Below are 26,388 nucleotides of genomic sequence, written 5' to 3' on the forward strand. Positions count from 1 at the left end.
CCTAGCGGCGCTTGCCCTTACGGTCGTCCTTGACATGGCCGCGGAATGTCCGCGTAGGAGCGAATTCGCCGAGCTTGTGCCCGACCATCGACTCAGTGACAAACACGGGGATGTGCTTGCGTCCGTCGTGCACGGCGATCGTGTGCCCGAGCATGTCGGGGATGATCATCGAACGGCGGGACCAGGTCTTAATGACGTTCTTGGTGCCCTTTTCGTTTTCCCTGTCCACCTTCACAAAGAGGTGCTGGTCAACGAAAGGACCTTTTTTCAGGCTGCGTGGCATGTGTCCAGGCTCCTATCGCTTGTTCTTGCCAGTACGACGACGACGCACAATAAGCTTGTCGCTCTCTTTGTTCGGGCGGCGGGTGCGGCCCTCACGCTTACCGTTCGGGTTGACGGGGTGACGTCCACCGGACGTCTTACCCTCGCCACCACCGTGCGGGTGGTCAACCGGGTTCATGGCGACACCACGGACGGTCGGGCGAACGCCCTTCCACCGCATACGGCCGGCCTTACCCCAGTTGATGTTCGACTGCTCGGCGTTGCCGACCTCGCCGATGGTTGCGCGGCAGCGCACATCAACGTTGCGGATTTCGCCGGAAGGCAGACGCAGCTGGGCGAAGCGGCCTTCCTTGGCAACAAGCTGGATCGATGCGCCGGCGGAGCGGCCCATCTTGGCGCCGCCACCCGGGCGCAGTTCAACTGCGTGGATTACGGTACCCACCGGGATGTTGAGCAGGGGCAGGTTGTTACCGGGCTTGATGTCAGCACCGGCACCTGCCTCTACGACGTCACCCTGGGAGAGCTTGTTCGGGGCGATGATGTAACGCTTGGTGCCATCAACGTAGTGCAGGAGGGCGATGCGAGCCGTACGGTTCGGATCGTACTCGATTTCGGCAACGCGGGCGTTGACGCCGTCCTTGTCGTGGCGACGGAAGTCGATCAGACGGTACTGGCGCTTGTGGCCACCACCCTTGTGACGGGTCGTGATCTTACCGGTGTTGTTACGGCCGCCCTTTTTGGGCAACGGACGTACCAACGACTTTTCCGGAGTCGACCGCGTGATTTCGGTGAAGTCCGCTACGCTCGAGCCACGACGGCCCGGTGTAGTCGGCTTGTATTTACGGATTCCCATAATTTATTTCCTCGTTAAAGTGGTCTCCGCTACGAGAGCGGACCGCCGAAGATGTCGATGGTGCCTTCTTTGAGGCTCACAATTGCACGCTTGGTGTTCTTGCGGGTACCCCATCCGAATTTGGTGCGCTTGCGCTTACCGGCACGGTTGATGGTGTTGATCGATTCGACCTTGACGGAGAAAATCTTCTCCACGGCCAGCTTGATCTCGGTCTTGTTCGAGCGGGGGTCCACCAGGAAGGTGTACTTGCCCTCATCGATCAGGCCGTAGCTTTTTTCCGATACGACGGGTGCAAGCACGACGTCGCGCGGGTCTTTGATGGTGGCTGCACTCACTTGGCATCCTCCTCGTTCTTTGCCACTGCCTTGTCAGCAACGAATGCTTCGTAGGCAGCCTTGGTGAAGACAACGTCGTCAGAGACGAGTACGTCGTAGGTGTTCAGCTGGTCTGCGTACAGAACGTGAACACCGGCGAGGTTGCGCACGGAAAGTGCTGCAACATCGTTGGCGCGCTCGATGACAACCAGCAGGTTCTTGCGCTCGGAAACTCCGCGCAGCGTTGCAAGTGCGGTCTTGACGGACGGCTTGGTGCCCTCCACCAGTTCAGCAACAACGTGGATGCGACCGTTGCGTGCCCGGTCAGACAGTGCGCCGCGCAGTGCAGCAGCAATCATCTTCTTGGGGGTGCGCTGGCTGTAGTCACGCGGTGTGGGACCGTGGACGACGCCACCACCGGTCATGTGAGGAGCACGGATTGAACCCTGACGGGCGCGGCCGGTGCCCTTCTGCTTGAACGGCTTGCGACCTGCACCGGAAACCTCGGCGCGGGTCTTGGTCTTGTGGGTACCCTGGCGAGCAGCAGCGAGCTGGGCAACGACGACCTGGTGCAGCAACGGCACGTTGGTCTGAACGTCGAAGATCTCTGCAGGCAGGTCAACCTTGACAGTGCTAGTCATTGAACTAGGCTCCCTTCACGGCGGTGCGTACGAGTACGACCTGGCCGCGGGCGCCGGGGACGGCACCCTTGATCAGGAGCAGCGACTTCTCGACGTCAACTGCGTGAACCGTGAGGTTCAGCGTGGTGTGACGAACGGCGCCCATGCGGCCGGCCATTTTCATGCCCTTGAAGACGCGGCTCGGGGTGGATGCGCCACCGATTGAACCGGGCTTACGGTGGTTCTTGTGGGCACCGTGGGAAGCTCCAACGCCGTGGAAGCCGTGACGCTTCATAACACCGGCGAAGCCCTTACCCTTGGTGGTGCCAATAACGTCGATCTTCTGGCCGGCTTCGAAGAGCTCAACAGAAAGCTCCTGGCCCAGCTCGTAAGTGTCAGCATCTGCAGTGCGCAGTTCGACGACGTGGCGGCGAGGCGTGACGCCTGCCTTTTCAAAGTGACCAGCCAGAGGCTTGGTGACCTTGCGGGGATCGATCTGGCCGTAGCCGATCTGTACAGCGACGTAGCCATCAGTGTCTGCGTTGCGCAGCTGGGTGATGACGTTCGAATCTGCCTGGACCACAGTGACGGGGATGAGCTTGTTGTTCTCGTCCCAGACCTGGGTCATGCCGAGCTTCGTGCCCAGCAGGCCCTTTACGTTACGGGTTGCGGTCATAGTCTCTCAGCACCTCCCTACAGCTTGATTTCGATGTTCACGTCGGCCGGCAGGTCGAGACGCATAAGCGAATCAACAGCCTTCGGCGTGGGATCGATGATGTCGATAAGACGCTTGTGCGTGCGCATTTCAAAGTGCTCGCGGCTGTCTTTGTACTTGTGCGGAGAGCGGATTACGCAGTAGATGTTCTTCTCCGTAGGCAGCGGCACAGGGCCAACTACCGTTGCGCCTGCGCGCGTGACCGTCTCAACGATCTTCCGGGCTGAAACGTCAATGACCTCGTGGTCGTATGACTTCAGCCGGATGCGGATTTTTTGTCCCGCCATGTCGCCTGACTCTCTTTCGTTAGTGCTGCTCTGAGTTAGGGCTGCTCTGTTCACTATTCGTGTTGCATGTGGCTGCCGAAGCATTTGAAGTCTGAACTACCACCCGCCGCACAAGCTGAATCCGGATAAATCCGGGTTCCTCAACCTGCCGACGTAACCGACCCCCGCGGTCGGGCGTGTCGCGCTTAGCACGCATACAAATCCGCAGTTCCATGGGGAGTGGGTTATGTTTGGTCTTCCACTTGGACCCTGACACCCGGCATTATCCGGATCGGGACACGAAGAAGCGCTTGAACAACTCATCTAGTATGCCGGATATTATCCGGAGAAGCGAATCTGCCGGCTGACCCCATGCTGCCCGGCTTGCCGCCTACCCCCTCCCACCCGGTTCGAAGTCATTGCCTTCGTCAACTTCGGAATGGATGATGGGGGAATGACCGTCGAAAATGACGTTTCCATCCAGGATTTGGCAGGTCGCCTGCCACGCACCTTTACCCTGGGAGTGGCAGCCGCCGCTTTCCAGATCGAGGGCGGCCTGGCCGCCGGCGGCCGGGGCCCCTCCGGCTGGGATGCCTTCGTGGAGAAGCCTGGCGCCATCCTGGACGGCCATTCACCCGCGGTAGCCTGCGACCACTACAACCGCTCGGCTGAAGATGTAACGCTTATGCAGGAACTCGGCGTCGACTCCTACCGCTTTTCCATTTCCTGGCCGAGGATCCAGCCCGACGGTCGCGGCGCTTTCAACACGCAGGGCCTTGACTTCTACGACCGTCTGATCGACCAGCTCCTTGAAGCGGGCATCTCCCCCATGGCCACTTTGTACCACTGGGATACGCCGCTGCCCCTGGAGCACGGCGGGGGCTGGATGAACAGGGTCACGGCGGAACGGTTTGCTGAATACTCGGCTGCGGCCGGCAAGCGTTTTGGTGACCGGGTGGACCAGTGGGTCACGCTCAATGAGCCGGCCTCGGTGGTGCTCAATGGCTACGCCCTGGGCACGCATGCGCCCGGCCGCTACCTCCTCTTTGACGCTTTTCCCGCGGTGCACCACCAACTGCTTGCCCACGGCTTGGCCACTCAGGCGCTGCGTGCAGAGGGCGTCCGGGGCGGCATCGGTGTAACCAACCTGCACTCCCCCGTCCGGCCGGCCTCCGGAAGAATCAGGGACAGGGCTGCTGCCAAAGTGTTCGACCTGATGCTGAACCGGATCTACGCCGATCCAATCCTTTTGGGCCGGTACCCCTTCTCGCTGCGGCTCGCCAAGCCGTGGTTGCGTTCCCTGCCCAAGATTTCCGACGCCGATCTCCGCATCATCCATCAGCCCGTGGACTTCTACGGCGTGAACTATTACCAGCCCGTCAAGGTGGCCGCCGGCCAGGGCACCGGCGAGGACCTCACGGTGCCGGCGGAAGCGATGATCCGGATCCCGGCCCATCAGGTGCCGTTCGACGAGTACGGGACCACGGGCTTCGGCTGGCCGGTGGCCCCTGACCATCTGGGAATTTTGCTGCGCGAGCTGAAGGACCGCTACCGGGACGCCTTGCCGCCGCTCTACATCACAGAAAGCGGCGCCAGCTTCCCGGAGCCGGAGCACGTGACGGGCCCCATTGATGACCATCAGCGGATCAACTACCTCGCGGGCCATCTGCACCATGCGCTGGAGGCAACAGCCCCTGGCGGCATCGCCGAAGATGTCGACCTTCGTGGCTACTACGTGTGGACTCTGATGGACAATTTTGAATGGGCTGCCGGATACTCACAGCGTTTCGGCCTGGTGCACGTGGATTTTGACACCTTGGAGCGCACCCCGAAGGAGTCGTTCTATTGGTACAGGGCGCTCAGCCAGGCCCGGAAACCGTTGGCTGGCTGAGGCCCGGCTACTGGTTCTTGTTGGCGCGGTTAATGCGCTTGGCGCGGTCGATCTCGTTGCGGAAATTCTTTTTAGCCCAGAACCCTCCGGCGACCACGGCAGCCGCGATGATCAGAAAAATCAGCCATTCCATGATGTACTCCTCTCGCTGTTAGCAACATTATCAGTGCCGTCGGGACGGCCGCCCTGTCGCGGCGGAACCCCTCCCTGCCGCAGACCCGCTGTCCCCTGTTTCCGTCGACTGCTCCCTGTCACCAACACCCGGAAATGGGCCGGATGGCCGCACCCTGTCACCGCTGGGCCAGACGCCGGTCGAGGGGTCCGGTCCCGCTACCGGCCCAGCTACGGCTCCAGCTGCGGGCCCAGTCCCGGGCCCCGCGTCGGGCGCAGCGTCGGGTCCCGCGCCGGGCGCAGCGTCGGGTCCCGCGCCGGCCGGGCCGCGGTTCAAGCGCCAGACGGCAAAGGCGATTAGCCCCACGGCAATCACCGCCAGGAGCAGGAAGGTGTAATGCCTCATCGCCCACAGAATGCAGGCTGCCACACCCGCCGCGCCCCACCAGACAAACAGCCGTTCGCCGGCAACGAGGCCAGCCACCAGCAGTAGCGCCAGCAGGACCAGCACCCACAACTGTTGCGCCCCGGATCCGCCGAAGACAACACCCAGACCACCCAGCGACAGCAGCCCGGCGGCGGCACCCACCAGGAACCGTCCGGCACGCTGATGGCCGGAGACGTAGCGCCACCCGCCGAGGACTGCGCCCAGGACTACGTACCATTGAGCCACCCAGAACGGATCGGGAAGGCCAGCAAGCTGCCGGCCGATAGGCCGGTCCGGCCCATCCAGGGCAAAGATGGCGGCGCGCTGAACCGCTGCGGTGAGAACCAGGGCACCCACCTCCAGGGCAATACGCCGCGCCTTTGCTGGGGCCTCCCGGTAAGCGATTCCGACGGCGGCGGCCAGGACCGCTGCGGCCGTCCAGGAGGTGGCATCGTGCCTGATCCCGGCCATGGCCACCAGGACCAGACCCAGGAAGGCGCCTCCCGCAAGCGACCAGCGACGCACCGGGTCGCCATCCAGCTCGCCGGCGGCCACCCGGCCCTCGTCCAAGCGGCCCGCATCGACTCCTCCCGCGTCCATGTGTCCCTCGTCCACGCGGCCGGCTCTCAAGCGGCCGGCTTTCAAACGGCCAGCCTCCAACGCTTCGCCGCGAATCAGCCGGCCAGCATAGAGGGCGAGCGAGGCCGTGCCCGCGCCTACCAACCACGGCAAGAAACCGCCCCAGGCTCCCGCTGTGTCCGGGAGGGCCTCGCCCGCCAGCGCAATGGCACCCCAGAGTGTTGCCAATGCTGCCGGCGGGTACAGCAGCGCCTGGTCTTCGACGTGCGAAGCCGCAAACAGCACCACGGCAAGAACCAGAACGGCAGCACCAGTCGCCCAGCCTGCCGCCAACGGGGAGATGACCAGGCCGGCACCAGCGAAGGAGCCTGCAGTCACCAGCCAGAGCCAATGCTCAATATCTCCAGTCTCCACGTTGCGCCTGCGGCGAAGGACTCCGGCCGCAACGGCGAGCAACGCTACGGACAGCAGCACCGCAGCGGTCCCGGTGTGGCTCAACACCGCGGAGACGAGGAACGTCCCGCCGAAAGTGACCAGCGGGCCCAGGGCGAGAACGCCGAATAGTGCCGCATACACCGCAAAGTAAAGGGAACCACGGGCTGCGAACAGTTTGCGGGCCACGACGGCGGAGACAAGAAGCAGGAGCAGTTCGAACAGCACCACCCAGCGGCCGCCGTCGTTATCCTGAGCCGGCAGCCTGGCGGCTCTTTGCCCCGCCACATACACGAGAGGCAGCATGGCCTGCCCTGCCAGCGTGATCCAGACTGCAGCCTGCTGGTAGGGGACCTCGGCCAGCCGTGCGCGCATCGCCCAACGGACTCCATGCTGGGCGGCGAGCACCAAGGCAAAGGTCACCGAGACCACGGTGGCTGAAGCAGTGATGTCGTAGCTCAGTACCAACGCCAGGCCTGCGGTCAGAACCCGGGCCGCGACGAAGTACCAGCCCTTCCCCGCACGTTGCGGCTCGGCCACCACCATCAGGGTGGCGTAGACGGCGAAGATACCCAGAGCGAGTTCAACGATCAGGAGGCTGCCGTCACTGAACGCCAGCAGTGAGCCGAACGCGAACGGTGCCAACCAGACGGCACCTGCCTCCCGGCGGAGGACGTAACCTGACGCAGCGCCGCCCAAGCCCGCAAGTACCGTAGCGGAGGTGTGCTGCCATCCTGCGGAATCGGCCTGCGCCAGAAGGGCGGTGGCCACCAGCTGAAGGAGGATCACTGCGGCAGCGTCTGCGGCAATCCAGCGGGGAGCACGACGGCGTGCTGCCGCCAGCAGCGGCAGGCACAGCTGGAGTGCCAGTACCGTGACGAGGACCATGGCGGGGCGCACCACCTCATCCGCGAGCACCACGGGGCCGGCGTCCCGTTGGAGCTGGTTAAAGGCCGTCAGGGTGAGGACCGTTGCTGCCGCCCGGCCGAACCACCAGTAGGTCCAGCGGTGCTGGCGCAGCGGCAGGCGCATGGCGGTGATCACCAAATAGGCCACCACGAAGAGCAACGCCACGTTCCCGGCAGTCTGCGAGACCGATTGGAAGGCGACGGCAACAGCAATCACGGACAACGCAAGCGGCACTGCTTCCCAGGCAGTCGCGGACCAGTCCTTCTCCGCAGCAGGACGCGGAAGCATCATGGCCCCAACACCGAATGCCGCCAGCAGTTGCACCATCAGGGCCACGGCCGTCAGTGTGTGGCCCGGTGCGGCCTCGAGGAACGGCAACCCGATCAGGACCAGGGCTGCCGCGGACCCGAATGCTCCAAACGTGGCCTGCGGGGCAATAGCGGCCACCCCGGAACGCTGCAGGGTGGCGGTGAGGAGTTGCTGGCACACCAGTGCCAGCAAAAGTGCGAACGCCGAGGCCTCATCCCGACCAGGCCCCTGCACGATCACGGCCGCCACGGTCACGGGCACAGCCAGCGTCAGGCTTACGCGGGCTCCCAAAACGAGGCGTCCACGGGCTGTTCCTGCCGAGAAGGCTCCACGGGCAGCCCAATAACCGGAGCCCAGCAAGAGCATCACGGCCAGGGGCCACGCGCCCAGGGGCCCACTTGCCAGCCCCGCCATGGCAAGGGCAGCTACGGGCGCCCACTCGGTGCGGCCACGCAAGGTGGCAGCCAGCACCATGCCTGCCACGAGTGAGCATGCCACCGGAATCCACAGCGGCACTGCCAGCTCCCTGTCGGCCAAACCCTCGCTCACAAATCCTTGGACGAAGCCGGCGACTTCCCGGACAACGCCAAAGGCCACCGTGGCCGCGAGCTGCAGCGCAAAGGTGACCACGGCATCGGCCGGCCAGCGGGCACCGGCAACACTGCGGGAAGCGCCGGCGGGAGGACCTTGGGAAGCCCGCTGAGGAGCTCCCGCACTCTGGCCGGGAAGCTCCGTGCCGGTAAATACTGCCGCCAACCGGGCAGACAACAACGCCAGGCCAAGCACCTGGACAGCGAGCAGGACGCTGGCCGTCAGCAGGGCGTCGCTCCCCCGGCCGGTCAGATTCCAGACCGCGACGGCGGCAGCAACAGTCAGGGCAGCCCGCGCCGCGTAGAAGTTACGGAGCCGCCACGGCCCGGGGACAACGGACATCAATGCGAAGTAGGCCCCGCACAGCGCAAGGATCAGCGCGTATTCGGCTTTGTCCAGGTACAGGGGGACGCAGGTGGCAGCGGCAGCCACCGCCGGAACCACATAGGGGTGCAGGACCATGAGGGGCCTGACGTACACGGGCGGCAGCCAGCCGGGCCGCGCCAGGGCAAGGACGGTCAGCAATACGGCCACACCTATCAGAGACGCAAAATACCAGACCAAGGCGCCGCCGAGGACGGAGACGCCGGAGAACGCCGTGGAGGCGAGGAACGTCAGCGAAAGGTAGACAAGCACCCGGCTCTCAAGCCGGACAGCCGCCGCGACGTAGGCTATGGTGCCCACTAACGACGTCAACAGCCAGGCTGTGGGACTGTTTGGCAGGGCGAAGTTGTACAGCGCCAGGCCGGTCACCGGGACAAGGGCAAGTCCGGTGCCAGTGAATGCCACCGCAGCCGGCCGGAGCCGCGGCACCCGGGCATGGAGTACAAAACCCGCGCCATAGAACAAAGCCGTAACGGTGACAACCCCGGCGAACCGCATCATGGGCGGGAGGCTTGTGCCGATGAACAAGGCAGCGGCAGCCACAAGAAGAAGGCTGGCTACGTACAGGGTGATATTGATGTTTTGGCGGTCACGCTTTTCGCGTCGCGCCTGGCGCTCGGCCGGCGTCTCCGGGTAGTTCTGAACGGAAGCGGCCGGGGATTGCGACGGCGACGCCGGCGGAGCCTGGATGGTTACGCGTGCAGGAAAGGGCTGGGGCGCTCGAGGAGGCAACGCCGAGACTTCAGCCAAGGGCGACGCAGGTGTTAACGAAACCGGAACATCGGTGACCGGAACCGTAGCCAGCGCAGGCACGCCGCCGGGTGCCGCCGTCGTACGTCCCGCGGACGGGGCGCCGGAAAGCGGCTGCGACGGCTCGCCGCGGCCTGTCAGTTGCCCGGCCGCCTGGAGTTTGGCCACGGCATCAAGCCACCCCTGGAGATGACCCGCGCGGTACCCCGCCTCATATGATTCGTCCCTCAACGTGATACCTCCAGCACAGACCAGTCCGCACAATTAATCCAGTGATTGGATTAACGATAGCAAACAACAGCCCCGCCGCGTAGATACGCAGCGGGGCTGTTGATAAGTATTAGCGGACCGTCAAGCGGCCTGCCAACACCAGGTCAGCAAGTAATTACTTGATGATCTTGGTAACGCGTCCTGAACCAACGGTGCGGCCGCCTTCGCGGATAGCGAAGCCGAGGCCCTCTTCCATGGCGATGGGCTGGATGAGCGCAACGGTCATCTCAGTGTTGTCGCCAGGCATAACCATTTCCGTGCCTTCCGGCAGGGTGATAACGCCGGTTACGTCCGTGGTACGGAAGTAGAACTGCGGGCGGTAGTTCGAGTAGAACGGGTTGTGACGTCCGCCTTCGTCCTTGGAAAGGATGTAGACGTTGGCCTCGAAGTCGGTGTGCGGGGTGATGGAACCCGGCTTGACGACAACCTGGCCACGCTCTACGTCATCACGCTTCAGACCGCGGAGCAGGAGGCCACAGTTCTCGCCGGCCCATGCTTCGTCGAGCTGCTTGTGGAACATCTCGATACCGGTCACCGTGGTCTTCTGGATCGGGCGGATGCCAACGATCTCGACCTCGGAGTTGATGGCGAGGGTTCCACGCTCGGCGCGGCCCGTAACAACGGTGCCACGGCCGGTGATCGTGAAGACGTCTTCGATCGGCATCAGGAAGGGCTTGTCGCGGTCGCGGATGGGGTCCGGAACAGAATTGTCCACGGCCTCCATGAGTTCCTCAACGGACTTGACCCACTCGGGATCGCCTTCCAGAGCCTTCAGGCCCGAAACGCGGACAACCGGTGCTTCGTCGCCATCGAAGCCCTGCGAGCTCAGGAGCTCACGTACTTCCATTTCGACGAGGTCCAGCAGTTCCTCATCGTCAACCATGTCGGACTTGTTCAGCGCGACCAGCAGGTAGGGAACGCCAACCTGGCGGGCGAGCAGAACGTGCTCGCGGGTCTGAGCCATCGGGCCGTCAGTGGCGGCAACCACGAGGATTGCACCGTCCATCTGTGCAGCACCGGTGATCATGTTCTTGATGTAGTCAGCGTGACCCGGAGCGTCTACGTGTGCGTAGTGGCGCTTCTCGGTCTGGTACTCAACGTGGGAGATGTTGATGGTAATGCCGCGCTGACGCTCTTCGGGAGCAGAGTCAATGGACGCGAAGTCACGCTTCTCGTTGAGAGTCGGGTACTTGTCGTACAGCACCTTGGAAATGGCGGCAGTCAGCGTCGTCTTACCGTGGTCAACGTGACCAATGGTGCCGATGTTGACGTGCGGCTTAGTCCGCTCGAACTTTGCCTTTGCCACAGGTTCCTCCTAGAACGTTTTCAAATGACTTACCCTTCAACCGCGCTTGTCGCGGCAGAAACTCAAGCAAGTCTACTTGGGGGGCTTTGGATTGGTGAAATTGCAGATTCAGGAACTAATACTAGTGCCTAGAGCCTGTTCGTGCAGATGGCCGCGGCCCGGCTTGACCGGACTGCATCTCGACCGGGCTCCGGCCATCTGCACCAGGTGAGTTTCCGTCAACCGGAAACGCACCCGAGTTTTTTGCTGCGAAGCCGTAAAGACTACTCGCCGCGGTTCTTCTGGATGATCTCGTCGGCAAATGCCTTCGGGACCTCGGCGTAGCTGTGGAACGTCATGGAGTACACAGCGCGGCCCTGGGTCTTTGAACGCAGGTCACCGATGTAGCCGAACATGCCGGACAGCGGGACGTGCGCACGGATGACCTTGACACCCTGTGCATCTTCCATGGACTGCATCTGGCCACGGCGGGAGTTGAGGTCACCAATAACTTCACCCATGTATTCCTCAGGGGTGCGGACCTCGACATCCATCAGCGGTTCAAGCAGGACAGGGTTCGCCTTGCGTGCGGCTTCCTTGAAAGCCATACGGCCGGCGATCTTGAACGCCATTTCCGAGGAGTCAACATCGTGGTAAGCGCCGTCAATCAGCGTCGCCTTGATGCCAACAACCGGGTAGCCGGCCAGGACGCCGTCGTTCAGTGCATCCTGGATTCCAGCGTCAACCGAGGGGATGTATTCGCGAGGAATACGGCCACCGGTCACCTTGTTCTCGAACTCGTACAGCTCGCCCTCGGAAGTGTCCAGCGGCCCAATGGCAATCTGGATTTTCGCGAACTGGCCCGAACCACCGGTCTGCTTCTTGTGCGTGTAGTCGTGACGCGCAACAACATTCTTGATGGTTTCGCGGTACGCGACCTGCGGCTTGCCAACGTTGGCCTCGACCTTGAATTCGCGGCGCATGCGGTCCACCAGGATGTCCAGGTGGAGCTCGCCCATGCCGGCGATGATGGTCTGACCGGTGTCTTCGTTGAGGGAGACCTGGAAGGTCGGGTCCTCAGCGGAGAGCTTCTGGATGGCCGTGGAGAGCTTCTCCTGGTCACCCTTGGTGTTCGGCTCGATGGCAACAGAGATCACGGGCTCCGGGAAGCTCATGGACTCGAGAACGATCTGGTTGGCAGAGTCGCACAGGGTGTCGCCCGTGGTGGTGTCCTTCAGACCGATCGCTGCGTAGATGTGGCCGGCGGTAGCGCCATCAACGGGCATTTCCTTGTTGGCGTGCATCTGGAACAGCTTGCCGATGCGCTCTTTCTTGCCCTTGGTGGAGTTGACCACCTGTGCGCCTGCTTCCACGTGACCGGAGTACACGCGGATGAAGGTGAGCTGGCCGAAGAACGGGTGCGCGGCAATCTTGAACGCCAGAGCCGAGAACGGCTCCTCAGAGGAAGGCGCGCGGACGATTTCCTTCTCTTCGTCGCGGGGATCGTGACCGATCATCGGGGGGACGTCGAGCGGGTTCGGCAGGTAGTCGATGACAGCATCGAGCATCGGCTGAACGCCACGGTTCTTGAACGCGGAACCACAGAAGACCGGGTAAAGCTCGGAGTTGATGGTCATCTTGCGGATGCCAGCCTTGAGTTCCTCGACGGAAATCTCTTCGCCTTCGAGGTACTTCTCCATGAGCTCTTCGGAGGACTCTGCAACGGTCTCAACGAGCGCTGCGCGGTACTCTTCAGCCTTTTCCTGGAGGTCAGCCGGGATCTCGCGGACCTCGTACTTGGCACCCATGGTGACGTCACCCTTGGAGTCGCCCGGCCAGACCAGCGCGCGCATTTCCAGGATGTCGACGACGCCGATGAAGTCGTTCTCGGCACCGATCGGCAGCTGCATAACCAGCGGCTTGGCACCGAGGCGGTTAACGATGGTGTCGACGGTGAAGTAGAAGTCAGCGCCGAGCTTGTCCATCTTGTTGACGAAGCAGATGCGCGGGACGTTGTACTTGTCAGCCTGGCGCCAAACAGTCTCGGACTGCGGCTCCACGCCTTCCTTGCCATCGAAGACGGCGACAGCGCCATCGAGGACGCGCAGTGAGCGCTCAACCTCAACGGTGAAGTCAACGTGGCCGGGGGTGTCGATGATGTTGATCTGGTTGTTTTCCCAGAAGCAGGTTACGGCGGCAGACGTGATGGTGATGCCGCGTTCCTTCTCCTGTTCCATCCAGTCAGTCGTCGAAGCGCCGTCGTGCGTTTCGCCGATCTTGTGGTTCACACCCGTGTAAAACAGGATGCGCTCGGTGGTGGTGGTCTTGCCGGCATCGATGTGAGCCATGATGCCGATGTTGCGGACCTTACTAAGGTCGGTAAGCACGTCCTGTGCCACGGTGTCTCCCTTTCGGATGGACTACACGTTCGCCGCCGGCTCTGTAGAGCCGGCGGCGTCCGGGAAGTATTACCAGCGGTAGTGTGCGAAGGCCTTGTTGGATTCGGCCATCTTGTGGGTGTCTTCGCGACGCTTCACAGCGGCACCGAGACCGTTGGACGCATCCAGGATTTCATTCCGGAGGCGTTCGGTCATGGTCTTCTCACGGCGGGCCTTGGAGTAGCCAACCAGCCAGCGCAGCGCCAGCGCGGTTGCGCGGCCGGGCTTGACTTCAACCGGGACCTGGTAGGTGGCGCCACCAACACGGCGGGACTTCACCTCAAGGCTCGGCTTGATGTTCTCCATGGCCTTCTTCAGGGCAGCAACCGGGTCTCCGCCGGACTTTTCCTGCGCACCGGCGAGGGCACCGTAAACGATGCGCTCTGCGGTGGACTTCTTGCCGTCGACGAGTACCTTGTTGATCAGCTGGGTGACCAGCGGGGAACCGTAAACGGGATCAATGACTAGCGGCCGCTTAGGGGCCGGACCCTTGCGAGGCATATTACTTCTTCTCCATCTTTGCGCCGTAACGGCTGCGTGCCTGCTTACGGTTCTTCACACCCTGGGTATCGAGGGCGCCACGGACGATCTTGTAGCGGACACCCGGAAGGTCCTTAACACGACCACCGCGAACGAGCACAATGGAGTGCTCCTGCAGGTTGTGGCCTACACCGGGGATGTAAGCGGTAACTTCAACGCCACCGTTGAGGCGCACACGTGCAACCTTACGAAGAGCCGAGTTCGGCTTCTTGGGGGTGGTGGTGTAAACGCGGGTGCAAACACCGCGGCGCATCGGGCTGCCGTTCAGGGCAGGAGCCTTGGTCTTTTTGACCTTAGGCGTGCGGCCCTTGCGGACCAGCTGGTTAATCGTAGGCACTCTCGTGTTCTCCGTTGGTTTGATCTCTACCGGCACATTCAGGCGTCAGCCGTCTCTGCATCGGTTTTGGCGTTGTCCCTGCAGCCTTGGTATCTCGAATCTCGCCTAGGCGTGCAAAAGAGTGGCATTCGTTGCGCACCTAGCCCGCAACCCGGAAACAAGCTCACACCCAGCATCATGAGAACAAAACCAAAATGATGCTGCGGCGGCCTTCATCCACTGCCACACAGAACAATTACCAAAATTCTAGCACGGCTTGATCCTGAGCCTTAATCGGGTGTATAGCTGACGACGGCGAAAGCCGGGTTCCGCCGTCGTCCTCCACTTCGCGTCTTCCGGCACTTAAACAGCAACGCGGGGTCACTTTGAGCCCAATCCGAGGTGCGGATCGGGCCGTAAGCGACCCCGCGTTGCCTTAGGTGCTAGCGGAAGTCGTTTCCGAGATCGTAGTCATCCAGCGGGATGGCGTGGAACTCAGGAGCTCCGTCGCCGCCCAGGGAGTCGTACGAGAAGTCACTGAACGCGCTGGGGCCGGTGAACAGGTTGGCCTTCGCTTCCTCAGTGGGCTCCACGGTGACCTGGGTGTAGCGCGGGAGGCCCGTGCCGGCCGGGATCAGCTTACCGATGATGACGTTCTCCTTGAGGCCGAGCAGCGGATCGCTCTTGCCTTCCATGGCCGCCTGCGTCAGGACGCGGGTGGTCTCCTGGAAGGAAGCTGCGGACAGCCAGGACTCGGTGGCCAGGGACGCCTTGGTGATGCCCATGAGCTCGGGACGTCCGGAAGCCGGAGTCTTGCCCTCGGACACAACGCGGCGGTTGGCCTCCTCGAAGCGGCTGCGCTCGGCGAGCTCGCCGGGCAGCAGGTCCGATTCGCCGGACTCGATGACGGTGACGCGGCGCAGCATCTGGCGGACGATAACCTCGACGTGCTTGTCGTGGATACCGATGCCCTGGCTGCGGTACACGCCCTGGACCTCGTCCACCAGGAACTTCTGCGCGGCACGGGGACCCATGATGCGCAGAACCTGCTTGGGATCAACCGGGCCGTTGATGAGCTTCTGGCCTACCGTGACGTGCTCGCCATCCTCAATGAGGAGGCGTGAACGGCGCAGTACCGGGTACGCGATCTCTTCAGATCCGTCATCCGGGGTGATGACCAGGCGCATCTGGCGCTCGGACTCTTCGATGGCGATGCGGCCGGCTGCTTCAGCAATCGGTGCGACACCCTTCGGAGTACGGGCTTCGAAGAGCTCCTGGATACGGGGCAGACCCTGGGTGATGTCGTCGCCACCGCTGGCGGAAACAGCGCCACCGGTGTGGAACGTACGCATGGTCAGCTGGGTACCGGGCTCACCGATGGACTGTGCAGCGATGATGCCAACGGCCTCACCGATGTCCACGGTCTTGCCGGTGGCCAGTGAACGGCCGTAGCACAGGGCGCAGGTGCCGACGCTGGACTCACAGGTGAGTACGGAGCGGACCTTGACCTCGGTAATACCGGCTGCGAACAGCTCAGCGATAACGACGTCGCCGCAGTCGGTGCCGCCGGCCGCAAGGACGTTGCCCTTGGAGTCCACAACATCAACAGCGAGCGTACGGGCGTAGGCGCTGTTCTCGACGTTCTCGTCCAGGACCAACTCGCCGTTGGCGTCCGGCACGGCAATCGGCGTGACGAGGCCGCGTTCGGTGCCGCAGTCCTCTTCACGGACGATGACGTCCTGCGAAACGTCCACCAGACGACGGGTCAGGTAACCCGAGTTGGCGGTACGCAGTGCGGTGTCAGCCAGGCCCTTACGGGCACCGTGCGTGGCGATGAAGTATTCCAGCACCGACAGGCCCTCGCGGTAGGAGGACTTGATGGGGCGCGGGATGATCTCACCCTTAGGGTTGGCCACCAGGCCACGGATACCCGCGATCTGACGGACCTGCATCCAGTTACCACGTGCACCGGAGGACACCATGCGGTTGATCGTGTTCATCGGGGAAAGGTTGTCACGCATCGCCTGGGCGATCTCGTTCGTTGCCTTGTTCCAGATCTCGATCAGTTCCTGGCGACGCTCGTCGTCGTCGATCAGGCCCTTGTCGTACTGGCCCTGAATCTTGGCAGCCATGGTTTCGTAGCCGGCAAGGATCTTCGGCTTGTCCTTGGGTACCTCGATGTCCGAGATGGCGACGGTAACGCCCGAGCGGGTGGCCCAGTAGAAACCGGCATCCTTCAGGTTGTCCAGCGTTGCCGCCGTCATGACCTTCGGGTAGCGCTCGGCGAGGTCGTTGACGATCGTGGACAGTTCGCCCTTGTCCGCAACGTTCTCAACCCAGGGGTAGTCCTCGGGCAGGGTCTGGTTGAAGATGACCTGGCCCAGGGAGGTCTGGACGAGAACCGGCTGGCCGGGCTCCCAGCCTTCCGGAGCTTCCCAGCCCGCGTAAGGAACAAAGCCCTCAAGGCGGATCCTGACCTGCGAGTTCAGGTGCAGCTCGCGGAGGTCGTAAGCCATGATGGCTTCGGCAACCGAGGAGAAGACGCGGCCTTCGCCAGCTGAACCGACACGCTTGGTGGTCAGGTGGTAGAGGCCGATGATCATATCCTGCGAAGGCAGGGTGACCGGACGTCCGTCCGACGGCTTCAGGATGTTGTTCGAGGACAGCATCAGGATGCGTGCCTCAGCCTGGGCCTCCGGGCTCAGCGGCAGGTGGACTGCCATCTGGTCGCCGTCGAAGTCAGCGTTGAAGGCGCCACAAACCAGCGGGTGGAGCTGGATTGCCTTACCTTCAACAAGCTGAGGTTCGAACGCCTGGATGCCGAGGCGGTGCAGGGTAGGTGCACGGTTGAGCAGCACCGGGTGTTCGGTGATGATCTCTTCCAGCACGTCCCAGACCTGCGGACGGTAACGCTCAACCATGCGCTTGGCCGACTTGATGTTCTGGGCGTGGTTGAGGTCAACCAGGCGCTTCATCACGAACGGTTTGAAGAGCTCCAGAGCCATCTGCTTGGGCAGGCCACACTGGTGCAGCTTCAGCTGCGGACCGACGACGATGACCGAACGGCCGGAGTAGTCGACGCGCTTGCCGAGGAGGTTCTGGCGGAAACGGCCCTGCTTGCCCTTGAGCATGTCGCTCAGGGACTTCAGCGGACGGTTGCCCGGTCCGGTGACAGGACGGCCACGACGGCCGTTGTCGAAGAGGCTGTCAACAGCTTCCTGAAGCATGCGCTTCTCGTTGTTGACGATGATCTCCGGCGCGCCGAGGTCAAGCAGGCGCTTGAGGCGGTTGTTGCGGTTGATCACGCGACGGTAGAGGTCATTGAGGTCGGAGGTCGCGAAGCGGCCACCGTCCAGCTGAACCATCGGGCGCAGTTCCGGCGGGATCACCGGGACGGCGTCGAGCACCATGCCGAGCGGGCTGTTGTTGGTGGTCAGGAACGCATTGACCACCTTCAGTCGCTTCAGGGCGCGGGTCTTGCGCTGGCCCTTGCCGTTGGCAATGATGTCGCGCAGCAGGTCCGACTCGGCCTGCATGTCGAAGTTCTCAAGACGCTTCTTGATGGCCTCGGCACCCATGGAGCCTTCGAAGTACATGCCGTAGCGGTCGCGCAGTTCGCGGTAAAGGCCTTCGTCACCTTCGAGGTCAGCGACCTTCAGGTTCTTGAAGCGGTCCCAGACCTGCTCGAGGCGCTCGATTTCGGCGTCGGCACGCTTACGCACGTTCGCCATCTGGCGGTCGGCGGAGTCGCGGGCCTTCTTCTTGTCGGCAGCCTTGGCACCTTCACCCTCGAGGCGCGCAATCTCGTTTTCGAGGTCGCGGGCGATCGTGGCGATATCGGAGTCGCGGTTGTCGATCAGCTGCTTCTTCTCGATGTCGTGCTCAACCTGAAGGTTGGGCAGTTCCTCGTGACGGGCATCAGCGTCAACGCTGGTGATCATGTAGGCGGCGAAGTAGATGACCTTTTCGAGGTCCTTCGGTGCCAGGTCAAGGAGGTAGCCCAGGCGGGACGGAACACCCTTGAAGTACCAGATGTGCGTGACCGGGGCGGCCAGCTCGATGTGGCCCATGCGCTCACGGCGGACCTTTGCGCGGGTGACTTCAACGCCACACCGCTCGCAGATGATGCCCTTGAAGCGCACGCGCTTGTACTTACCGCAGTAGCATTCCCAGTCGCGGGAAGGGCCGAAGATCTTCTCGCAGAAGAGTCCGTCCTTCTCGGGCTTGAGCGTGCGGTAGTTGATGGTTTCCGGCTTCTTAACCTCGCCGTAAGACCAGCCACGGATGTCATCCGCGGTGGCGAGGCCGATCTGCATGAGGCCGAAGGAGGATTCGCTGGACATATGGTCCCTGTTCTCTCTTGTTCTCTAAATTCTGAAGTCTTGGGTTGCGGGAGGAGGGAGGTGATGCACCGGGAAAAGTCAGCGCGGCGGGGCCGCCTGCTTTCCCCGGTACATCAACCTGCTAAACCTCTTCTACGGAACTGGGCTCTGCACGAGACAGATCGATGCCCAGTTCTTCCGCAGCCGTGAAGACTGCGTCATCAGAGTCACGCATTTCAATTGTGGTTCCGTCCGTGGAAAGTACTTCCACGTTCAGGCACAGCGACTGCATTTCCTTGATCAAGACCTTGAAGGATTCGGGAACACCCGGTTCGGGGATGTTCTCGCCCTTGACGATTGCTTCGTAGACCTTGACGCGACCGTGGATATCATCCGACTTGATGGTGAGGAGTTCCTGGAGCGTGTACGCGGCGCCATAAGCTTCCAGCGCCCAAACTTCCATCTCACCGAAGCGCTGGCCACCGAACTGCGCCTTACCACCCAGCGGCTGCTGCGTGATCATGGAGTACGGGCCGGTGGAGCGCGCGTGGATCTTGTCGTCCACCAGGTGGTGGAGCTTCAGGATGTACATGTAGCCGACCGAGATCGGATCCGGGAACGGCTCGCCGGAGCGGCCGTCGAACAGGCGGGTCTTGCCTGAGGAGTTGATCAGGCGGTCGCCGTCGCGGGTGACATTGGTGGAGTCCAGCAGACCCGTAATTTCCTCTTCACGGGCGCCGTCGAACACCGGCGTTGCAACAGTGGTGGAGCCACTCTCGCGCGGCAGGTTCGGCAGCTGCTTCATCCACTCGGGCTCACCTTCGATCTTCCAACCGGTCTTGGCAACCCAGCCGAGGTGCGTTTCCAGCACCTGGCCGACGTTCATACGGCCCGGAACACCCAGCGGGTTCAGGACAATATCAACGGGGGTACCGTCGGCAAGGAAAGGCATGTCCTCGATCGGGAGGATCTTGGAGATAACACCCTTGTTGCCGTGACGGCCGGCGAGCTTGTCGCCGTCGGTGATCTTACGCTTGGCAGCCACGTAGACGCGGACCAACTGGTTCACGCCCGGGGGCAGTTCGTCGTCATTGTCGCGGTCGAAGACGCGGACGCCGATAACGGTGCCGGACTCGCCGTGCGGAACCTTCAGGGAGGTGTCGCGCACTTCGCGGGACTTCTCGCCGAAGATGGCGCGGAGCAGGCGCTCTTCCGGGGTCAGTTCGGTTTCACCCTTCGGGGTGACCTTTCCGACCAGGATGTCGCCGGCTTCAACTTCGGCACCGATGTGGATGATGCCGCGTTCGTCCAGGCCTGCAAGGACTTCCTCGGACACGTTGGGGATGTCACGGGTGATTTCCTCGGCACCAAGCTTGGTGTCGCGGGCATCGATCTCGTGCTCCTCGATGTGGATGGAGGAAAGAACGTCCTCGGCAACGATGCGCTGCGAGAGGATGATGGCGTCCTCGAAGTTGTGGCCTTCCCATGACATGAATGCCACGAGCAGGTTCTTACCGAGGGCGAGCTCGCCCTGGTCCGTTGCCGGGCCGTCGGCGATGATGCCGCCGACCTCAAGGCGCTGGCCTTCGTTTACCAGGACGCGGTTGTTGTAGCAGTTGCCCTGGTTGGAACGCGCGAACTTGTTGATGCGGTAGTTGGTTTCCGTGCCGTCATCGTTGAGCATGATGACCAGCTCAGCGGAGACCTCGGTAACCACACCTGCCTTCTTCGCGATGGTGACATCACCGGCGTCGACGGCGGCGGCGCGCTCCATGCCGGTACCCACGAACGGGGCCTCGGAACGGACCAGCGGCACAGCCTGGCGCTGCATGTTGGCACCCATGAGTGCGCGGTTAGCATCGTCATGCTCGAGGAACGGGATCAGGGCCGTAGCCACGGACACCATCTGGCGCGGGGAAACGTCCATGAACTCGACGTCGGCGGCGGGAACCAGCACAGGCTCGCCTCCACCACCACGGGCGCGGACCAGCACGGTCTCTTCGGCGAACCGCTTGTTCTCATCCAGCGGAGCGTTGGCCTGTGCGATCAGGACCTCTGCCTCGTCGTCGGCCGTCAGGTACTGGACCTCATCGGCCACAACGCCTTCGGAAACGAGACGGTAAGGAGTCTCGATGAAACCGAACGGGTTGATGCGGCCGTAGGATGCCAGCGAACCGATCAGACCAATGTTCGGGCCTTCAGGGGTTTCGATGGGGCACATACGTCCGTAGTGGGACGGGTGGACGTCTCGAACTTCCATGCCTGCGCGGTCACGGGACAGACCACCCGGGCCAAGCGCGGACAGACGGCGCTTGTGGGTCAGACCCGACAGCGGGTTGTTCTGGTCCATGAACTGCGACAGCTGGGACGTTCCGAAGAACTCCTTGATGGCTGCGACAACCGGGCGGATGTTGATCAGGGTCTGCGGCGTAATCGCTTCGACGTCCTGGGTGGTCATACGCTCGCGGACAACGCGCTCCATACGGGACAGGCCGGTGCGGACCTGGTTCTCGATGAGCTCGCCGACGGCGCGGATGCGGCGGTTGCCGAAGTGGTCGATGTCATCGATCTCGACGCGCAGCTCGTGGTCCTGGCCGTCGCGCTTGCCCGTGAGGGTCTTCTCGCCGGCGTGCAGGGCAACCAGGAACTTGATCATGGCCACGATGTCTTCAACGTGCAGGACCGAAGCTTCCTTGTCACCAAGGGAGCGGTCGATGCCAAGCTTGCGGTTGATCTTGTAACGGCCAACCTTGGCCAGATCGTAGCGCTTGGAGTTGAAGTACAGGTTGTCCAGCAGGGACTGGGCAGCCTCGACTGTGGGCGGCTCGCCCGGTCGCAGCTTCCGGTAGATGTCCAGCAACGCGTCTTCGCGGGTCTCGGTGGCGTCCTTCTCCAGCGTTGCACGCATGGAGTCGTACTGGCCGAACTCTTCGAGGATCTGGCCTTCGGTCCAGCCGAGGGCCTTCAGCAGAACGGTGACCGACTGCTTGCGCTTGCGGTCGAGGCGTACGCCGACCTGGTCGCGCTTGTCGATTTCGAGTTCAAACCATGCGCCGCGGGACGGGATGATCTTGGCAGTGAAGATGTCCTTGTCACTGGTCTTGTCAGCGGTGCGCTCAAAGTAAGCGCCCGGTGAACGGACCAGCTGGGAGACGACCACACGCTCGGTGCCGTTGACGACGAAGGTGCCCTTCTCGGTCATCAGCGGGAAGTCGCCCATGAACACGGTCTGCTGCTTGATTTCGCCCGTGTTGTTGTTCATGAACTCGGCCTTGACGTACAGCGGAGCCGAGTAAGTTGCGTCCCGGTCCTTGCACTCGGCCATGGTGTACTTGGGATCAGCGAACTCCGGATCGGAGAAGCTCAGGGACATGGTGCCCTGGAAGTCCTCGATCGGGGAGATCTCTTCGAAGATGTCCGACAGTCCGGACGATGTGGCGACGCTGAGGTCGTTTTCTTCGACGGCTTTCGCTACGCGTGCCTGCCAGCGTTCGTTTCCGACCAGCCAGTCGAAGCTGTCCGTCTGCAGGGCAAGGAGATTCGGAACGTCAAGCGGTTCGTGAATCTTTGCGAATGAGAGCCGGCGAGTGGCACCATCAGTGCTGTCGGCGGTGTTAGCGGTTTGGTTATTAGAGGTGCTCGAGGCGACCAAGAGGGATCCTTCCACAGACCTTCAGGCGTTTTCAGATCTCCCCCGCTGTGCACCCTGCGAAATGACTCCGCAGTGCTACCATCCGGTTCCGCTATATGACCCGGGGCCGGGGCTGACCATACAATGACGTTGTTGACGGCACGTTGATGGTCAGCTGCCAGGCAAAGCCCACCGCTATATGAAGGCTGAAGGTAAACAGGGAAGACGCAAATATCTACGATACGGCAAAATCCATTACGTGTCTACCCCACAACCGCACGTTTTGCAAGCACCGATTTTTTCGGTGCAGATCCGTCGTCAGAGCGTGAGCGTGACGCCCTCGGCCGTGCAGACTCCGGCGTTCGCAAAGACTGCGTCACGCACAGCATCCTTGGTGACCTGGTCCGGTTGGCCGCCCTTCTCGACGACGGCCGAGTGGCTGATGGTCAGGGCACTCAGCGACGAAAACAGTCCCCTCAGGTTTCCCGTGTACGCGTCCTTGGCTTTCCAGGCCTTCGAGTAAATCTCTTCGTAGGCGTTGGACGTTGGCTCGCTGGCCCTGTACTCGGCGAAGAGCGAATTGAACAGCTCGCAGCCTTCCTTGACCGTGGCGGCTTGGGGAGCGGATGCGCCGGTGGAGCGCGATGGCGATGCCTGGGAAGGTGCGGCGCTGGACGTTACCGGAGTGGTCGTCGAAGTGGCGTCCCCTGGAGCAGGAGTGGTGACGCTGCAGGCCGTGAGTCCGGTGAGGCAGACGAATGCCGCCGCGGCGAGGATTTTCTTCAAGATTCCGCTCCCTGTTTTTGCGTTGCCGTGAGGCTCTGCGTTCGCCGTCCACCCTACGCAACGGGGCGGGACGGCGCACATTACGGAGATGGGTAGTTCTCCCCTATCCCCCTTTGCGCGCCCCCATCGGTGGAATCCCCGAGGCCGCTTCTGCGTTTGAATAAATGTGTGAAACGGCTCACGATAGCCTTGGCCTACACGTTACAGAGCGGAAGAGATCACAATGGGCAACACCCTGAACAACACTGACGTTGTCATCCTGGCAGCAGCGCGGACCCCGCAAGGCCGCCTCAACGGGCAACTGGCGAGCTTTACCGCCGTCGAACTGGGTGCGCACGCCATCAAGGCCGCGCTCACCGCGAGCGGCGTGGATGCAGGCAAGGTGGATGCGGTCATTATGGGCCAGGTGCTGCAGGCCGGTGCCGGGCAGAACCCGGCACGGCAGAGTGCCATTGGTGCCGGCATTGGCTGGAACGTCCCCAGTGTGACCATCAACAAGGTGTGCCTGTCCGGCCTGACCGCCGTGATTGATGCCGCCCGCATGATCCGCAGCGGTGACGCCACGGTGGTGGTTGCCGGCGGCCAGGAGTCGATGACCCGCGCACCCCACCTGCTTCCCGGTTCCCGCCAGGGCTGGGCCTACGGCGCCATCCAGGCGTTGGATGTTGCCGCGCACGACGGCCTCACGGACGCCTTCGACGGCCAGTCCATGGGCCTTTCCACTGAGACCAAAAACCTCGCCCTCGGCATCGACAGGACTTCGCAGGACAACGTGGCAGCCCAATCGCACCAGCGTGCCGCGCTAGCCGCGAAAGACGGAATCTTCGACGACGAGATCGCGCCCATCAGCGTCAAGCAGCGCAAGGGTGATCCCCTGGTTGTCGCCACCGACGAAGGCGTCCGGCCCAACACGTCCATCGAGACGCTCGCCGGCCTTCGGGCCGCGTTCGTCACCGACGGGACCATCACAGCAGGAAACTCCTCTCCCCTGTCCGACGGCGCCGCGGCACTGGTACTTGCCTCACGCCAGTTCGCCGAGGCAAACGGGCTGGAATACCTGGCTGTGGTGGGCAAACCGGGCCAGGTCGCGGGCCCCGACAACTCCCTGCATTCCCAGCCGTCGAACGCGATCATGAACGCCCTGGACCGGGCCGGGTGGAGCACCAAGGACCTGGACTTCATCGAAATCAACGAAGCATTTGGTTCGGTGGCGGTGCAGTCCCTGAAGGATCTGGACTACCCCCTGGAACAGTGCAACATCCACGGTGGCGCCATCGCCCTGGGCCACCCCATCGGGGCCTCCGGCGCCAGGCTTGCCCTCCACGCAGCGCATGAACTCAAGCGGCGGGGCAGCGGCAAGGCCGCGGTCTCCCTATGCGGCGGCGGCGGCCAGGGCGAAGCCCTCCTGCTATACCGCGACTGACTGTGGGGCAAGTCGAGAACGGAAGCGCCGCCGTCGGACGTCAGCGCTTCCTGGCTGACGCCGCCGCGCTCGGCCTGGACGTGCAGATTGTGGAGCGGTTGGCGGCCCGGAGCTTGGAGGAGGCTGCCGGGATCCTGGGTATCACCCCGGCTGCTGACATCGTGAAGTCGCTGGTGGTCAAGCATAAGGACGGGACCTTCCTGTTTGCGCTGATTCCCGGTGACCGGCAGATCTCCTGGCCCAAATTGCGTGCTCTGGTGGGTGTGAACAAGCTGTCTCTGCCGCCGGCCGACGTGGCCCTGGATGCCACGGGGTACGAGCGCGGCACGATCACGCCGCTCGGCAGCACCACGGCATGGCCGGTGTACGCGGACGCCACGATCACCGGCCGGCGGGTCTCCATGGGCGCCGGCGAGCACGGCTACAGCGCCTTTGTTGAAGCAGACGAGCTCACCGCGGCCCTCGGCGCCGTCGTCGCCGATATTTCGGATCCCAACCCCATGTAAGTAGCAGTAGATGTCGTTTTGAGCCCTCAAAACGACATCTACTGCTACCCAGTTGGGCTTAAATGCAGGAAAACCCCGCCCACCGAAGTGGACGGGGTTTTCCGTGAAGCAGCGTGAGTTACTTGAGGGTAACGGTAGCGCCGGCAGCCTCGAGCTGCTCCTTTGCCTTCTCGGCAGCTTCCTTGGTGACGCCTTCGAGAACAGCCTTCGGAGCGCTGTCAACAACGTCCTTAGCTTCCTTGAGACCGAGGGAAGTGATGGCGCGAACTTCCTTGATCACTGCAATCTTCTTTTCGCCAGCTGATTCGAGAACGACGTCGAATTCGGTCTTCTCTTCAGCTTCTTCAGCAGCGCCGCCACCGGCGGGGCCGGCAACAGCAACAGCAGCTGCAGTTACTTCGAAGGTCTCTTCGAAGAGCTTGACGAACTCGGAGAGCTCGATGATGGTCAGTTCCTTGAAAGCTTCAATGAGCTCTTCGTTGCTGAGCTTCGCCATGGTGTGGCGTCCTTCCTATAGGTGGTGCTTGGCGGCCTGGGCCATTGCCATCACACCGGAGTCTGATTGGTGAAAAGAAACTAGTTCTCTTCGGCAGCGGGTGCTTCGGCGGGTGCCTCAGCAGCTGCTTCGGGGGCTTCTTCAGCTGCGGGAGCTTCGTCAGCGGCAGGAGCTTCTTCAGCGGCGGGAGCCTCGGCAGCTGCCGGTGCACCGTTCTCTTCTTCAAGCTTGAGGCGCAGTGCGTCAATGATGCGTGCAGCGGCGGCAGCAGGAGCCTTGAGGATGCCTGCAACCTTGGCGAGCTGCAGCTCGCGGGACTCGAGCGCTGCCAGTGCAGAAACTTCGCTGGCGTTCAGTGCCTTGCCCTCGAAGTAACCGGTCTTGATGACCAGCTGCTTGTTGGCTTTGGCAAAATCCGTCAGGCTCTTGGCAGCTGCAACTGCGTCACCCTTGATGAACGCGATTGCAGTGGGGCCGGAGAGCTGGTCGTTGAATGCTTCAACGCCGGCTTCCTTGGCTGCAATAGCGGTCAGGGTGTTCTTGACGACCGAGAACTTGGTGTCCTGGCCGAGAGAAACACGCAGCTCCTTGAGCTGTGCAACGGTGAGCCCGCGGTATTCGGTCAGGACAGCGGCGTTCGATTCTTTGAAATCGTTAGCGATCTCAGCTACTGCTGAAACCTTTGTGGGCGTTGCCATAACCCTCCTTCCGGGGATAGTGCCGGTATGCGACGGTCCCCTCAGGATCGCTAAAACAAAAAAACGCCCCGCGCAGATGCACGGGGCTTGGCTCAACGCGGATGATCCACGGAACTTTGCTTCGTTCACCTGCGCCGGTCGCCCTGCGTTGAGGGGCCTTCGTTCGAAAACCTACTTGAATCCCCCGCACACAACTGCAGAAGTGAGCGATGCTCGGGAGAGTGGATTTCCAACAACCGACGGT

Annotated in this window: 20 protein-coding genes; 3 read left to right on the forward strand and 17 right to left on the reverse strand. The window is 62.5% G+C overall.

Annotation, left to right across the window (positions count from 1 at the left end; translation table 11 throughout):
* Position 1 precedes the first annotated feature (1 nt).
* The 6 genes from rpsS to rpsJ are packed head-to-tail and all read right to left on the reverse strand — an operon-like array spanning position 2 to position 3,071.
* Entirely contained in the window at positions 2-283 is a 282-nt protein-coding gene (gene rpsS / locus AC1MCD_RS14260; protein ID WP_011692805.1) for a 30S ribosomal protein S19, read from the reverse strand.
* A 12-nt stretch (positions 284-295) separates the two neighbouring features.
* Entirely contained in the window at positions 296-1,135 is an 840-nt protein-coding gene (rplB, locus tag AC1MCD_RS14265) for a 50S ribosomal protein L2 (protein ID WP_164205891.1), read from the reverse strand.
* A gap of 29 nt (positions 1,136-1,164) precedes the next feature.
* Entirely contained in the window at positions 1,165-1,470 is a 306-nt protein-coding gene (gene rplW, locus AC1MCD_RS14270; protein ID WP_018773664.1) for a 50S ribosomal protein L23, read from the reverse strand.
* Positions 1,467-2,090: a 50S ribosomal protein L4 gene (rplD, locus tag AC1MCD_RS14275; protein WP_190987323.1), complete on the reverse strand. Its 624-nt coding sequence runs from the start codon at positions 2,088-2,090 to the stop codon at positions 1,467-1,469. Before rplD ends, rplW begins: the two co-directional genes overlap by 4 nt.
* Before the next feature lie 4 nt (positions 2,091-2,094).
* Entirely contained in the window at positions 2,095-2,745 is a 651-nt protein-coding gene (gene rplC / locus AC1MCD_RS14280) for a 50S ribosomal protein L3 (RefSeq protein ID WP_108599010.1), read from the reverse strand.
* A 17-nt stretch (positions 2,746-2,762) separates the two neighbouring features.
* The gene (rpsJ, locus tag AC1MCD_RS14285; protein ID WP_038464699.1) at positions 2,763-3,071 is read right to left on the reverse strand and encodes a 30S ribosomal protein S10; all 309 of its coding nucleotides are present in this window, start codon (positions 3,069-3,071) and stop codon (positions 2,763-2,765) included.
* 433 nt (positions 3,072-3,504) lie between these two features.
* On the opposite strand from rpsJ, the gene AC1MCD_RS14290 reads away from it, so the two are divergent.
* Positions 3,505-4,941: a GH1 family beta-glucosidase gene (locus AC1MCD_RS14290; protein WP_498672880.1), complete on the forward strand. Its 1,437-nt coding sequence runs from the start codon at positions 3,505-3,507 to the stop codon at positions 4,939-4,941.
* A 7-nt stretch (positions 4,942-4,948) separates the two neighbouring features.
* Here the strand turns inward: AC1MCD_RS14290 and AC1MCD_RS14295 are convergent, their stop codons facing one another.
* From AC1MCD_RS14295 to AC1MCD_RS14335, 9 genes are all read right to left on the reverse strand, one after another.
* Positions 4,949-5,074, reverse strand: a complete 126-nt coding sequence (locus AC1MCD_RS14295; protein ID WP_498672881.1) for a hypothetical protein — start codon at positions 5,072-5,074, stop codon at positions 4,949-4,951.
* Positions 5,075-5,104: 30 nt separating this feature from the next.
* Complete coding sequence (locus tag AC1MCD_RS14300) at positions 5,105-9,664, reverse strand: hypothetical protein (RefSeq protein ID WP_498672882.1); 4,560 nt, start codon at positions 9,662-9,664, stop codon at positions 5,105-5,107.
* Positions 9,665-9,818: 154 nt separating this feature from the next.
* On the reverse strand, positions 9,819-11,009 hold the full coding sequence (gene tuf / locus AC1MCD_RS14305; protein ID WP_190987326.1) for an elongation factor Tu: 1,191 nt from the start codon (positions 11,007-11,009) through the stop codon (positions 9,819-9,821).
* A gap of 263 nt (positions 11,010-11,272) precedes the next feature.
* A complete protein-coding gene (gene fusA, locus AC1MCD_RS14310) occupies positions 11,273-13,387 on the reverse strand; it encodes an elongation factor G (protein ID WP_498672883.1) in 2,115 nt (704 codons plus the stop codon).
* A gap of 69 nt (positions 13,388-13,456) precedes the next feature.
* Positions 13,457-13,927 carry a 30S ribosomal protein S7 gene (gene rpsG, locus AC1MCD_RS14315; RefSeq protein WP_214960735.1) on the reverse strand — a complete coding sequence of 157 codons (471 nt, stop codon included), beginning with the start codon at positions 13,925-13,927 and terminating at the stop codon, positions 13,457-13,459.
* A gap of 1 nt (position 13,928) precedes the next feature.
* Complete coding sequence (gene rpsL, locus AC1MCD_RS14320; protein ID WP_011692814.1) at positions 13,929-14,303, reverse strand: 30S ribosomal protein S12; 375 nt, start codon at positions 14,301-14,303, stop codon at positions 13,929-13,931.
* 422 nt (positions 14,304-14,725) lie between these two features.
* Positions 14,726-18,625, reverse strand: coding sequence for a DNA-directed RNA polymerase subunit beta' (locus AC1MCD_RS14325; RefSeq protein ID WP_498672884.1), 3,900 nt, complete (start codon positions 18,623-18,625; stop codon positions 14,726-14,728).
* A gap of 121 nt (positions 18,626-18,746) precedes the next feature.
* Positions 18,747-22,256, reverse strand: a complete 3,510-nt coding sequence (rpoB, locus tag AC1MCD_RS14330) for a DNA-directed RNA polymerase subunit beta (RefSeq protein ID WP_498672885.1) — start codon at positions 22,254-22,256, stop codon at positions 18,747-18,749.
* 297 nt (positions 22,257-22,553) lie between these two features.
* The gene (locus tag AC1MCD_RS14335; protein ID WP_498672886.1) at positions 22,554-23,021 is read right to left on the reverse strand and encodes a hypothetical protein; all 468 of its coding nucleotides are present in this window, start codon (positions 23,019-23,021) and stop codon (positions 22,554-22,556) included.
* 223 nt (positions 23,022-23,244) lie between these two features.
* On the opposite strand from AC1MCD_RS14335, the gene AC1MCD_RS14340 reads away from it, so the two are divergent.
* Positions 23,245-24,444, forward strand: coding sequence for an acetyl-CoA C-acetyltransferase (locus AC1MCD_RS14340; RefSeq protein ID WP_498672887.1), 1,200 nt, complete (start codon positions 23,245-23,247; stop codon positions 24,442-24,444).
* 2 nt (positions 24,445-24,446) lie between these two features.
* Entirely contained in the window at positions 24,447-24,950 is a 504-nt protein-coding gene (locus tag AC1MCD_RS14345; protein ID WP_498672888.1) for an aminoacyl-tRNA deacylase, read from the forward strand.
* Positions 24,951-25,068: 118 nt separating this feature from the next.
* Here the strand turns inward: AC1MCD_RS14345 and rplL are convergent, their stop codons facing one another.
* Positions 25,069-25,446 (reverse strand): 50S ribosomal protein L7/L12, encoded by a 378-nt coding sequence (gene rplL / locus AC1MCD_RS14350; RefSeq protein WP_491352207.1) that lies wholly within the window; start codon positions 25,444-25,446, stop codon positions 25,069-25,071.
* Between the two features lie 80 nt (positions 25,447-25,526).
* On the reverse strand, positions 25,527-26,144 hold the full coding sequence (gene rplJ / locus AC1MCD_RS14355; RefSeq protein WP_498672889.1) for a 50S ribosomal protein L10: 618 nt from the start codon (positions 26,142-26,144) through the stop codon (positions 25,527-25,529).
* Positions 26,145-26,388: the final 244 nt, after the last annotated feature.

The sequence above is a fragment of the Arthrobacter sp. BF1 genome, from assembly GCF_056680215.1.

Coding starts and splice junctions, on each gene's coding strand:
- rpsJ (WP_038464699.1), bottom strand. CDS start 3,071: ATGGCGGGACAAAAAATCCGCATCCGGCTGAAGTCATACGACCACGAG.
- AC1MCD_RS14340 (WP_498672887.1), top strand. CDS start 23,245: ATGGGCAACACCCTGAACAACACTGACGTTGTCATCCTGGCAGCAGCG.
- AC1MCD_RS14290 (WP_498672880.1), top strand. CDS start 3,505: ATGACCGTCGAAAATGACGTTTCCATCCAGGATTTGGCAGGTCGCCTG.
- rplD (WP_190987323.1), bottom strand. CDS start 2,090: ATGACTAGCACTGTCAAGGTTGACCTGCCTGCAGAGATCTTCGACGTT.
- rplC (WP_108599010.1), bottom strand. CDS start 2,745: ATGACCGCAACCCGTAACGTAAAGGGCCTGCTGGGCACGAAGCTCGGC.
- rplJ (WP_498672889.1), bottom strand. CDS start 26,144: ATGGCAACGCCCACAAAGGTTTCAGCAGTAGCTGAGATCGCTAACGAT.
- rpsG (WP_214960735.1), bottom strand. CDS start 13,927: ATGCCTCGCAAGGGTCCGGCCCCTAAGCGGCCGCTAGTCATTGATCCC.
- AC1MCD_RS14325 (WP_498672884.1), bottom strand. CDS start 18,625: ATGTCCAGCGAATCCTCCTTCGGCCTCATGCAGATCGGCCTCGCCACC.
- rpsS (WP_011692805.1), bottom strand. CDS start 283: ATGCCACGCAGCCTGAAAAAAGGTCCTTTCGTTGACCAGCACCTCTTT.
- rplL (WP_491352207.1), bottom strand. CDS start 25,446: ATGGCGAAGCTCAGCAACGAAGAGCTCATTGAAGCTTTCAAGGAACTG.
- rplB (WP_164205891.1), bottom strand. CDS start 1,135: ATGGGAATCCGTAAATACAAGCCGACTACACCGGGCCGTCGTGGCTCG.
- AC1MCD_RS14295 (WP_498672881.1), bottom strand. CDS start 5,074: ATGGAATGGCTGATTTTTCTGATCATCGCGGCTGCCGTGGTCGCCGGA.